The sequence below is a fragment of the Streptomyces sp. NPDC023838 genome, assembly GCF_040639555.1.
Lineage (GTDB): Bacteria > Actinomycetota > Actinomycetes > Streptomycetales > Streptomycetaceae > Streptomyces.
The window spans coordinates 127482-139047 of the sequence record NZ_JBFAAD010000007.1; the positions used below are offsets into that span (position 1 = coordinate 127482).

Here is an 11566-nt window from a genome sequence, read left to right on the forward strand (position 1 = left end):
GATGACGCGTACCCGCGCCACCCGCGTACCACCGACCGACGCCGTGGTCCTGGACTGCGACGGCACCCTCGTCGACACCCAGGCGCACTGGGACCGGGCCTGCGCGGCCGTCTGTGCCCGGCACGGCGTGTCGCTGGGCGATACGGACCGGCTCGCCCTGGTCGGGCTGCACCTCACGGAGCTGGGCCGGGCGCTCGGCCGGCTGCTGGGCCGGCCGGCCGAGCACGAAGCGCTCGCCGGACAGGTCCGCGAACTCGTCGCCGGCGGTCTCGACGAAGGCGTCACCGCCATGCCGGGCGCGGCCGAGTTCGTGGCCCGGCTGTCCACGACCCGCCCACTCGCGGTGGTCTCCAACTCGCCGCGCCGGGCCGTCCTCCAGCACCTCGCACACGTCGGGCTCACCGACGCGTTCGAGCTGGTCCTCGGCAGCGACGACGTCGACCACCCCAAACCGGCCCCGGACCTCTACCGCGCCGCCTGCGAACGGCTCCGCGTCGCACCCGGCCGCGCGGTGGCGGTGGAGGACTCGGCGGTCGGTATCCGTTCCGCCCGGGCCGCGGGCTTGTACGCGGTCGCCGTCTCCGCCCTCCCCGGTCCGGCCCTGACCGGCGACGCCTTCTACACCACCTTGGCCGATCCGGAACTGCTCCGGAGCCTGACCCGGCCCCGCGCGGGCGAGCACGGGCACCCCGTCCGCGCCGTGGTGGCGGCCGGGCGCCCGCAAACCCGGCCCGGATCGCACGATCCCGGGCCGGACCGGGTCCGGCTGCCGGTCAGTTGACCGCGGCCGCGAACATGCCCACCTCGTACGAGCCGCCCTTCTGGTGCACCGTCACGGCGAGCCGGTTGGCCGCGTTGATCACGGCGGTCAGGGCGACGAGCGCGGCGATCTGGTCATCGTCGTAGTGCTTGCGCACCTGGGCCCAGGTCTCGTCGGACACCCCCTGGTGGGCGTCCGCGAGCCGGGTGCCCTCCTCGGCGAACGCCAGCGCGGCCTGCTCGGCCTCGGTGAACACGGTGGTCTCGCGCCAGGCGGCGACGAGATTGAGCCGGACCGCGCTCTCACCGGCGGCCGCCGCTTCCTTGGTGTGCAGGTCGATGCACCACCCGCAGCCGTTGATCTGGCTGGCGCGCAGTGCCACCAGCTCCTGCGTGACCGCCGGCAGCGACGACTGCTGGATCACCAGGGAGGCGTTGGCGAACCGCTTGCCGAACTTGGAGCCGAGCTCGTTCTCGAACACGTTGAATCGGGAGTCCATGACTTCGTTCCTCACTCGTGGTGTTGCGCTGGACGCACAAGAGATGCCGGCGACGCGCTCCCTGTGACGGGGTGGTGGTGTGACGAGTGCCACGGCTCACGGGTGTCACAGAGCGGCGGCGACCGGTGTCTTGTGCGCGTGGGCCGTCGGGTACGAACAGGCAGGAGCAGCGGGTGAAGAGCGAGAGCAGCGAGCGCACACAGGACGCGGCCGGGCGACCGGCCGATGACGGACGCGCGGACGACGGATACGCGGACGCCGCCACCGAGACGTTCGTCGCCCATCGCAACCTGCTGTTCACCGTCGCCTACGAGATGCTCGGCTCGGCCGCCGACGCGGAGGACGTGCTGCAGGAGACCTGGCTGCGGTGGGCCGGGGTCGACCTCGCGTCGGTGCGGGACCGGCGCGCGTATCTGGTCCGGATCACCACGCGCCAGGCGCTGGTCCGGCTGCGTACGCTCGGCCGCCGCAAGGAGTCCTACGTCGGCACCTGGCTGCCCGAGCCGCTGCTCACCACGCCCGACGTGGCCGAGGACATCGAGCTGGCCGACAGCGTCTCGATGGCGATGATGCTGGTGCTTGAGACGCTCACGCCGACCGAGCGGGCGGTGTTCGTGCTGCGCGAGGTGTTCGCCATCGAGTACGACGAGATCGCCGAAGCCGTCGACAAGAGCCCTGCCGCGGTCCGCCAGATCGCCCACCGGGCCCGGGCCCACGTCTCGGCGCGCCGACCCCGCGGCACCGTCTCCCCGAGCGAGACGCAAGACGCCCTCGACGCGTTCCAACGGGCCGCCGCGACGGGCGATCTGCAGGGCCTGCTCGACATCCTCGCGCCGGACGTCGTGTTCCTGGGCGACGGCGGAGGAGTCAAGCAGGCCGCCCCGCAGCCCGTCATGGGGGCCGACAGGGTGGCCCGTCTGCTGGTGGCCGGCCTGGGCAGGATCACCGCGTCATCGCTGCGACCCGCCCAGGTCAACGCCTACCCCGCGCTGGTCCTCCGGCTCGACGGCGAGGTCGACACGGTGGTGGCGGTGCGCATCGACGACGGCCTGATCACCGGGCTCTACTCGGTACGCAATCCGGCGAAGCTGTCGCACATGCACCGGGAAACCGCGCTGCGCCGCTGACCACGACGCAAGACACCCAAGACGCGAGGCCGCCGGGGGCAGGGGGCCGCCGTCCCCGGGCCCGTTGGACGGTTATTGGCGAGCCGCGCCACCCGGTGGATCGGTAGCCTCGCCCCCATGCCTCCCACCCCGGTTCGTGTGCGCTTCGCTCCCTCCCCGACAGGTATGTTCCACGTCGGCGGGGCCCGGTCCGCTCTCTACAACTGGGCCGTCGCGCGACAGTCCGGCGGCACGTTCGTCCTGCGCATCGAAGACACCGACGCGACGCGGAACAAGCCCGAGTGGACGGACGGGATCATCGGCGCACTCGCGTCGATCGGGATCTCCGACGCCGACCCCGCCTTCGAGGGACCGTACTTCCAGTCGCACAACGCCGACCGTCACCGCGAGGCCGCGCAGCGTTTGTACGCGGCCGGGCGGGCGTACTACTGCGACTGCACCCGCGAGCAGATCCAGGAGCGGACCGGCTCGCAGCAGCTCGGGTACGACGGGTTCTGCCGGGAACGCGCCCTGCGGCAGGCGGAGGGGCGGGCGCTGCGGTTCCGTACGCCCGACGAGGGCGCGACCGTCGTCGTGGATCTGGTCCGGGGCGCGCCGGCCTTCCCGAACTCCGCCATCGAGGACTTCGTCGTCGCCCGCGGCGACGGATCGCCGGTCTTCCTGATCGCGAACGTGGTGGACGACCTGGCCGAGGGGATCACTCACGTCATCCGGGGCGAGGAACATCTGTCGAACGCGCCGAAGCAGCAGTTGCTGTGGGAGGCGCTCGGTGCGACGCCGCCGGTGTGGGCGCATCTGCCCGTGATCGTCAACGAGAAGCGGCAGAAGCTCTCCAAGCGGCGCGACAAGGTCGCCCTTGAGGACTACCTCGCCGAGGGCTATCTGCCGCGGGCCATGGTGAACTATCTGATGCTGCTGGGCTGGGGTCCCGGCGGTGACATGGAGATCCGGCCGCAGGAAGAGCTGGAGCGCCTGTTCCGGGTCAAGGACGTCAACGGCTCCTCGGCGTTCTTCGACGTCAAGAAGCTGTCCGCCTTCAACGGCGCGTACGTACGGGATCTGACGGCCGCCGAGTTCATCGAGGCGTGCGGCTCGTGGCTGACCGAGCCGTACGCGACCTGGGCACCCGGCTCGTTCGACGCCGCCGCCTTCGCCAGCCTGGCGCCGCTGGCGCAGACGCGTATCACCGTTCTCAGCGAGATCACGAAGTATGTCGACTGGCTGTTCCTCGACGAGCCGGTGGACGACGAGGCGTCGTGGGCGAAGGGCATGAAGCCGGGCGCCGAGGCGATCGTCAAGAACACGCGGGAGCGTTACGCCACGACCGCATGGGACGCCGAGTCCCTGAAGACGGCCCTGGAAGAGGTGGCGGCAGCCCACGGCCTCAAACTGGGCAAGGCTCAGGCTCCGGTACGTGTCGCGGTAACAGGCAGGACCGTGGGCCTTCCGCTCTTCGAGTCCCTGGAAGTCCTGGGCCGGGACCGGACCCTCACTCGCCTCGACGCGGCCCTCCAGAAGCTCGCCTGACCAGCTTGCCCGGCGGCTGCCGCACCGGGCCACGGCTCACAGTGGGGTGATCAGCCACTGCTGGCTGGGATCCCCCGTGTCGGTCTGTTCGACGATCTTCGCGCCGTCGGTGGTCGCGTCGCCGGCCACGCCGAGGACCTTGCCGGTGCTGACGCTGACGAGTTTCACGTATCCGTCGGTGGTGGGGACCTGGCGCCAGCGTTGGTTGGCGGCGCCGTTGGCGGGCCACTGGATGATCGGTGTGTTGTCGGCGGACGCGTTGCCCTGGACGTCGACGAGCTGGCCCGAGTTCACGTTGGTCAACGTGTGTGTCCGGTCCGCGGTCGTGGTGAGGCGCCATTGCTGGTTGGCGCCGGCGTTGCGGGTCCACTGGTTCAGCTGGACGCCGGATGTGGTGGACCAGTCCGGGACGTCGAGGGCTTTGCCGCTGCGACGGTTGGTGAGGAGGCAGGGGGTTTCGGCGAGAGTCGGCCTGAACGGGATGGGCTGCGGGTGGAGTTGATGCAGGTCGAGGACGAGGATCTCGTTCTGGCCGACGGTGAGCCACGGTGCGGGGCAGTACAGGCGCTGTTGGGGGCCGATCGACCAGTACCGGCCGAGGTTGTGGCCGTTGACCCAGACGACACCCTTGGTCCAGCCGGACATGTCGAGGTAGGTGTCGCCGGTGCTGGTGAGCCTGACCGTGGCGCGGAAGAAGAGACCGGCTCGGCCGGGGTCGCTGATCTTCGGGCGCAGCGCGGCGACGAAGGCCTCGTCGATCGGCAGGGCGTACGTCTGCCAGTCGCTGACCGTGCCGTTCAGCGGGCCCGCACCGGAGAGGGAGACCTGCTGTGTGATGCCTTTGCGGTCGACGAGGCCGTGGCCGAAGTTGGTACGGCCCATGCCCTCGACCAGGATGTCCAGTGTGGGACGTGAGCCCGCCGGCCCCAGCGCGAGACGCGAACCCGTGGTCACCTTCAGCGGCGTCGCGTATCCGTAGGGGACCGCCGGGCGGGAGATGCCGCCCTGGTAGACGCCGTCGAGGAAGACCGTGGCGTAGTCGTGGACGGCGGTGACGTCGAGTGTGGCTCCCGCGTATCCGGAGAGGACCTTGCGGTAGAGCATGAACCCGGAGTTCTGACCGTAGCTCTCCATGGGCTGCGGTGCGACGGTCTGCGCGGGCGGCAGCGCGGCGGGCAGGTTGTCCCACAGCGAGGCGAACGCGCTCGGGATCGGGGCCTCGGCTCCGGTGCGCGTGATCGTGGGGACGGGATCCGGGACCGGCGGCAGTGAGGCGCCCGGATAACTTCCGATGAGGGAGCGGTACGCGGTGTAGTGCGGGGCGGGCCGCCCCTGCTCGGTGATCGGCGCCCCGTAGTCGTAGGTGGTGATGTCGGGGGTGTAGCCGCTTCCGTCGTCGTTCGCGTTGGCACCGGCCCAGTAGCCGAAGTTGGTGCCGCCGTGCACCACGTAGACGTTGAACGACTGCCGCGCGTTCATCAGGTCCCGCAGCGGCGTGGAGAGGTCGGTGTCCTGCCCGGCGAAGGCACCCTCGCCCCAGTGGGTGAGCCACCCGGGGTAGAGCTCTCCCGACATGGCCGGGACCCGAGGGTATGCGGTGCGGCAGGCTCTGATGTCCGAGGAGGTCCCGCCGCTGAGACCGATCGCCCCGCCGGTGACGTTCGTGTGGTTCGCCACGACCTGGCCGAGGCCGTCCTGGGTGTAGAACGGCCCCTCCACACCGGCCCTGAGCCACAGTTGGCGCAGCTGCTCCAGGTAGGTGCTGTCGCTGCCGTACGAGCCGTACTCGTTCTCGATCTGCACCATCAGGACCGGCCCGCCGTTGGCGGCCATGAGCGGCCGGACGACGGGGGCGATCGTGTTCACGTAGCGGGCCACGGCCGCCATGTAGTCGGGGTCCTGGCCCGAGTTGACCCGCAGCCGGACCGACGGCTTCTTCAGGAGGTAGGCGGGCAGCCCGCCCAGGTCCCATTCACCGCACACATACGGGCCCGGGCGCAGCAGTACGTACATGCCCTCCTGCCCGCAGAGCCGGAGGAAGGCGGCGAAGTCGCGCCGGTCGGTGGTGAGGTCGAAGACTCCGGGCCGCTCTTCGAGGTAGTTCCACATGATGTAGAGCGCGATGGTGTTGAGGCCCATGGCCTTGGCCATCCGGATGCGGTGACGCCAGCACTGGACGGGGATGCGGGCGGGGTGCATCTCACCGCTGCGGATCTGGAACTCGGTTCCGTCGAGGAGGAATTGGGAGCCGTCGGGCGAGAAGCCGAAGGTGTGACCGGCGGCGGCCGCGCGACTGCCGGAGACGGCCATCGCGGCCGCCGGGCTCAGGGCGGCGGCGACCAGCAGGGTGCGTCGGTGCATACGTACTCCCGGGGGGCGGCAGGGCGACGGTCCGGATGTGCGGTCATGAGGCACTCGGCGGCACATGAGGCGAGCGGAACGGCACGCGTCTCGGTGTCGCGCTGCGCCGCAACGTAATTAATCGATCAAGAAGCGTCAAGAGTGCACGTAATCAAACAGCCCGCCTCGGGAAGCCGCGCCTCCGGCCCCCTCCCCAGGCACGGCCGTGATCGACTCAACCTCCCTGCACGGTGATTGAAGATGCTTCAAACTCCGCGCTACGATGCACCATCGATCACGCCATGGCCGCACGTCCCCTTCTCACCACCGAGGAGCACCCCGTGCCACGCCCCCCACGATCACCGCGTTCACCACGCCCCCGCACCGCCCTGACCGCACTCGCCGCGGCCCTGCTGTGCCTGCCGCTCGCCACGGCGGCCGATGCCTCCGCGTCATCCGGGGCCGCCCCAGCAGCCCAAGTGCCCGCCGCCACCCCGCCGATGGGCTGGAACGACTGGGCTCACTACCAGTGCGGCGTCACCGAGCAGACCGTCACCGCCAACGCCGACGCGCTCGTCTCCACCGGCTTGGCGGCCAAGGGATACACGACGGTGACCGTGGACGACTGCTGGACGACCAAGTCCCGGGACGCCAACGGGAACCTCGTCGCCGACCCCGTGAAGTTCCCGCACGGCATGGCCTGGCTCGGCTCGTACCTCCACGCCCGCGGACTCCGGTTCGGGATCTACGAGGACGCGGGCTCGTCGACGTGCGGCGGCTACCCCGGCAGCGGCCGACCGCAGGGCGGCGGCGCGGACCACTTCGCCAAGGACGCCGCCGCGTACGCCTCCTGGGGCGTGGACTACCTGAAACTCGACGGCTGCAACGTGTACGTGGCCCCGGGTCAGACGCAGGAGCAGGCGTACCGGCAGGCGTACGACGCCCAGGCGGCGGCGCTGCGGAACTCGGGCCGCGACATCGTGTTCTCCGAGTCCGCGCCCGCGTACTTCCAGAGCGGCGAATGGGGCAACCCCACCTGGTTCGACGTACTGTCCTGGGTCGGCTCGGACGGCCAGCTCTGGCGCGAGGGGTGGGACATCGCCACCTACGATCCCGCGCGGCCGAACGCCGGCCGCTGGTCCAGCGTGCTCGCCAACTACGGCTACAACCGCTGGATCGGCCGCTATGCCGCGCCGGGCAACTGGAACGACCCGGACTTCCTGATCGCGGGCGCGGGCGGGCTCACCGACGAGGAGTCCCGCAGCCAGGTCGCGCTCTGGTCGATGATGGCCGCGCCGCTCATCCTCTCCTCGGACGTCGCCAGACTCACTCCCGCGGCCCGGTCCGCGCTGGGCAACACCGACCTGATCAGGGTGGACCAGGACAGCCTGGGGCGGCAGGCGGGTGTGGTGTCCACCGACGGCGGCACGGACGTACTCGCCCGGCCGCTGGCCAACGGGGACCGCGCCGTCGCCGTACTCAACCGGGGCGCGACCGCCCGTACCGTCTCCACCGCGCTCGCCGACGTCGGCCTGCCGGGCTGCGCGGTGACCGCCAGGGATCTGTGGACCGGTGCCACCTCGACCGTCGGCGGCAGCCTGACCGCGACCGTCCCCGCGCACGGCACGGCGGTCTGGCGCCTCACCCCTGGCAGCGGCTGCGGCGCCGCCGTCCCCACCGGCCAGCTCACCGGCAACGGCGCCAAGTGCGCGGACGTCGCGGGCAGCGGCACCGCCGACGGCACCCAGGTGATCCTCTACACCTGCACCGGCAACCCGAACCAGCGCTGGACCACGGGCGCCGACCGCACCCAGCGGTCACTCGGCAAGTGCCTGACCGCGAGCAACACCGCCGCAGGCAGCCCCGTCACCCTGTCCACCTGCACGGGCAGCACCGCCCAGCAGTGGACGGCCAACCCCGACGGCACGCTCCGCAATGCCGCGAGCATGTTGTGCCTGGATGTGTACGGGGGTGGTACGGCCGATGCGACCAAGCTCGACACCTGGACGTGCGGGCACCTCCAGTCCAACCAGGTCTGGGCGCTGCCCAACTGACGGCCGGGCGGGCTGACAGCCGCGTCGGCGCGTACCGCGAGCCGACGTCGCTGTCAGCCGAACCGCAGGATCCCCTGTTGGACAACGGACGACGAAGCGGAAGTGCTTCACTCACACAACGACACACCGGGCGACACGAGCGGCACGCTTCGTCGGCTCGTCGCGTCGTCGGATCGTCGGACGGCGTGAGAGGCGCCGGAGTGGGACTGTGTGACCACGAGGTGAGATTGTGCGGTAGCCGCGTGCCCCCTCCCCCCTCCTCACGTCCTGACGTCCTCATAATCAGTTGACTTGGAGCGCACTCCAACACATAGCGTCCTGAACAGATCGTTTCCAGTTCAGGAGGCAGCAGCATGACTACCGTTCCCACCCGGAATCTGGGCAGCCTGACGGTTTCCGCGCAGGGCCTGGGGTGCATGGGCATGAGCCACGGCTACGGCGCCACGGACGACACCCAGTCGACAGCGACCCTGCACCATGCTCTCGACCTCGGGGTGACCTTGCTGGACACCTCCGACTTCTACGGCTCCGGACACAACGAGGAGCTGATCGGCCGGGCCATCGCCGGGCGGCCCCGTGACGAGGTGGTGCTGGCCACGAAGTTCGGCTTCGCCAACGCGCTGGGCGAGCCCACCCGCATCCGCGGCGACGCCGCCTATGTGCGGCAGGCGTGCGAGGCGTCGCTGCGCCGCCTCGGGGTCGACCACATCGACCTCTACTACCAGCACCGGGTCGATCCCACGGTGCCGATCGAGGAGACCGTCGGCGCGATGGCTGAGCTGGTACGGGAGGGGAAGGTGCGCCACCTCGGGCTGTCCGAGGCCGGCGCGCAGACCATCCGGCGCGCGCACGCGGTGCACCCGATCGCGGCGCTGCAGAGCGAGTGGTCGCTGTGGACCCGCGACTTGGAGGCGGAAATCGCCCCGGTCTGCCGCGAACTCGGCATCGGCCTCGTCCCGTTCTCGCCGCTCGGCCGTGGCTTCCTGACCGGCCAGTACAGCTCGGTCGAGAAGATGGACGCCACCGACATCCGGCGCACCCAGCCGCGCTTCGCCGACGGCAACCTCGAACGCAACCTGGCGATCGTGGCGAAGCTCAACGAGCTGGCGGCGGCCAAGGGCGTGACCGCCGGGCAACTCGCCCTGGCCTGGATGCAGCACCGGGGCAACGACGTGGTCCCGATCCCCGGCACCCGCCGTCAGCGTTACCTGGAGGAAAACCTCGCGGCCCTGACCATCGAGCTGTCCCCGCAGGACCTCGCCGACATCGAGGCCGCGGCCCCGCCGGAGCAGATCGCCGGCACCCGCTACGACGCCACCAGCCTGACTTTCGTCGACAACGGGTCCTCTACGACGGCCTGACAAACCTCAAGGCTGGACGCCCGGCCGGTCGGCGTGCGGCGGCATGCGACGGCAGCATCTGAGTATCCGTACCCGCGCGCCGTAGTGCGCCGTGCTCAAGGAACCTCCCCGGCGAACGGGCAGGCTGGCGGCATGGAGAATACGGAAGACCAGGGCTGGAAGCCGCAGGATTACCGCCGTGGCACCGAAAGGGCCGTCGGCGCGATCCTCTACGTCGTGGGAGGCCTGCTGGCGCTGATGCTGCTCGGCGCCATCGTCCTGTACGTTGCCTACGCCATCGCGCTGAAGTCCTGACGCTCAGGTCTGGCGAGGCGGCCGACATGGTCAGGGGCCGGGGCGCGGGGCGTCGGCGGAGCCGCTACTCGTCGGCCTGGGGCAGATGCGCCTTGGCCTCGTCGTACGTGCCCTCGCCCGTCGACCCGGCCGGGCCGTACACCAAGTGCAGCACTCCGGTCCGGAAGGCCTCCGACGACATCAGCTTCAGCGGGATCGCGGGCTCGCCCTCGTCGAACAGCCGCATGCCCTTGCGTACGGCGAGCGGGTGGACCAGCAGGTGCAGCTCGTCCAGGAGCCCGGCCGCCAGCAGCTGGCGGACGACGGAGATCGAGCCGCTCAGCGCGATGTCCCCGCCCGGCTCGTTCTTCAAGGCGGTGACGGTGTCGATGAGGTCGCCCTCCAACTGCTCGGAGTTCCGCCAGGTGAAGTCCAGCTTCCGGGTGGAAGCGACGATCTTGCGTGCGTCGCCGAGCGTCTTGGCGAAGCCGGCGTCCTCGCCGCCGGCCGCCTCGCGCTCCGGCCACGCCCCGGCGAAGCTCTCGTACGTCTTGCGGCCGAAGAGAACGGTGTCGGCCGTGCCGAGCATCGCGCCGACGGCCGCGCCCATCTCATCGTTGAAGTAGGGGAAGTGCCACTGGTCGGGCGCCTCCACGACCCCGTCGAGCGAGATGAAGAGGCCGGCCGTGATCTTCCTCATGATGTCCTCCCAGAAAAATTCCTCAACTCCGGTCAGGCTGACCGGATTCCATGCCGAGGGGCCTGGACCTGCCCATACTGCCAGCCCGGGCCACCGCCCCGGTGTCAGCCTCGCCGCTCTCCCGCAGCTCCCGCGGCCGCCGCGAACAGCTGCTTGAGAGCGGCGAACGCCGCCTCACGGTCCACCAGGCCGTCGAGGTTGTGGAGCGTGTGCAGGCCGATGCCGGTGCCGAAGACGATCGAGGCCAGGCTCTTCGCGTCGGGCAGGCCCGGGGTGTCCCGGATGATCCGCTCCAGGTAGCCGATCCACACCTGCCGCGTGCGTTCGTACCCCTCGACGTACGCGTCCCGCAGCGGGCCCCCGCCCCGCAGGACCTCCGGCAGGACCGTCGCGAACACCCGGCCGCACGGGGCGTCGGCCACGGCCAGATGCGCGTCCACGAGAAGGTCGAACGACAGCGGGCCGGACGGGGGGAGCCGTCGGCCGTACTCCGCCTCGGCCGTACGGAAGGCGAGCTCGATCACTTCGACGATCAGGCCGTCCTTCGAGCCGAAGTGCCAGGCGACCGAGCCCCGGCTGATGCCCGCCCGGTCGGCGACCGCCTGGACGGACGCGGCCCTCGGGCCGGCTTCGGCCACCAGTTCCGTCGCGGCCTGAAGCAGACGGCGACGGCTCTCGCGCGCGGACTCCTCACGACGACCGGTCATGCGGCGGATTGTCGCACAAGGGGCGCGGCCTCCCCAGCCCCTCCACCCGACGCCCGCGCACGCGCACGCGCCCGACACCGATCATGTGTGGAGTCTTGACGGTCTGTGTCGGCCGTTCAACGATTGGACCGCTGTCCAGTATTCGCGGGTGAGTCGCCCCGCGGACCGCGTTCTCGCCGCACTCGTTCCGAACCACCGACCGCACGATGGGGAGACGT

The 11566-nt window shown here is 70.6% G+C and carries 10 protein-coding genes; 6 read left to right on the forward strand and 4 right to left on the reverse strand.

The window, feature by feature from the left end; translation table 11 throughout:
* Position 1: 1 nt before the first annotated feature.
* The gene (locus AB0G17_RS11505) at positions 2 to 781 is read left to right on the forward strand and encodes an HAD family phosphatase (RefSeq protein WP_361379298.1); all 780 of its coding nucleotides are present in this window, start codon (positions 2 to 4) and stop codon (positions 779 to 781) included.
* Here AB0G17_RS11505 and AB0G17_RS11510 read toward each other — a convergent pair.
* Entirely contained in the window at positions 774 to 1259 is a 486-nt protein-coding gene (locus AB0G17_RS11510) for a carboxymuconolactone decarboxylase family protein (RefSeq protein WP_361379301.1), read from the reverse strand. The two genes, AB0G17_RS11505 and AB0G17_RS11510, sit on opposite strands and share 8 nt — an antisense overlap.
* A gap of 173 nt (positions 1260 to 1432) precedes the next feature.
* Here AB0G17_RS11510 and AB0G17_RS11515 point away from each other — a divergent pair, with 173 nt between their 5' ends.
* Both AB0G17_RS11515 and gltX read left to right on the forward strand, forming a co-directional pair.
* Positions 1433 to 2386, forward strand: coding sequence for an RNA polymerase sigma-70 factor (locus tag AB0G17_RS11515; protein ID WP_361379304.1), 954 nt, complete (start codon positions 1433 to 1435; stop codon positions 2384 to 2386).
* Between the two features lie 165 nt (positions 2387 to 2551).
* Positions 2552 to 3913 (forward strand): glutamate--tRNA ligase, encoded by a 1362-nt coding sequence (gene gltX / locus AB0G17_RS11520; RefSeq protein ID WP_361379821.1) that lies wholly within the window; start codon positions 2552 to 2554, stop codon positions 3911 to 3913.
* A 36-nt stretch (positions 3914 to 3949) separates the two neighbouring features.
* Here gltX and AB0G17_RS11525 read toward each other — a convergent pair whose 3' ends face one another.
* Positions 3950 to 6274, reverse strand: coding sequence for a beta-galactosidase (locus AB0G17_RS11525; RefSeq protein WP_361379307.1), 2325 nt, complete (start codon positions 6272 to 6274; stop codon positions 3950 to 3952).
* A 281-nt stretch (positions 6275 to 6555) separates the two neighbouring features.
* On the opposite strand from AB0G17_RS11525, the gene AB0G17_RS11530 reads away from it, so the two are divergent.
* The 3 genes from AB0G17_RS11530 (at position 6556) to AB0G17_RS11540 (ending at position 9962) form a co-directional block, all read left to right on the forward strand.
* Positions 6556 to 8307: a ricin-type beta-trefoil lectin domain protein gene (locus tag AB0G17_RS11530; RefSeq protein ID WP_361379310.1), complete on the forward strand. Its 1752-nt coding sequence runs from the start codon at positions 6556 to 6558 to the stop codon at positions 8305 to 8307.
* Positions 8308 to 8660: 353 nt separating this feature from the next.
* The gene (locus tag AB0G17_RS11535) at positions 8661 to 9668 is read left to right on the forward strand and encodes an aldo/keto reductase (protein ID WP_361379313.1); all 1008 of its coding nucleotides are present in this window, start codon (positions 8661 to 8663) and stop codon (positions 9666 to 9668) included.
* Between the two features lie 132 nt (positions 9669 to 9800).
* Entirely contained in the window at positions 9801 to 9962 is a 162-nt protein-coding gene (locus AB0G17_RS11540) for a hypothetical protein (protein ID WP_361379316.1), read from the forward strand.
* Positions 9963 to 10026: 64 nt separating this feature from the next.
* Here the strand turns inward: AB0G17_RS11540 and AB0G17_RS11545 are convergent, their stop codons facing one another.
* Positions 10027 to 10641 carry a dihydrofolate reductase family protein gene (locus AB0G17_RS11545; RefSeq protein WP_361379319.1) on the reverse strand — a complete coding sequence of 205 codons (615 nt, stop codon included), beginning with the start codon at positions 10639 to 10641 and terminating at the stop codon, positions 10027 to 10029.
* A 104-nt stretch (positions 10642 to 10745) separates the two neighbouring features.
* Positions 10746 to 11348, reverse strand: coding sequence for a TetR/AcrR family transcriptional regulator (locus AB0G17_RS11550; protein ID WP_361379322.1), 603 nt, complete (start codon positions 11346 to 11348; stop codon positions 10746 to 10748).
* Positions 11349 to 11566 lie beyond the last annotated feature (218 nt).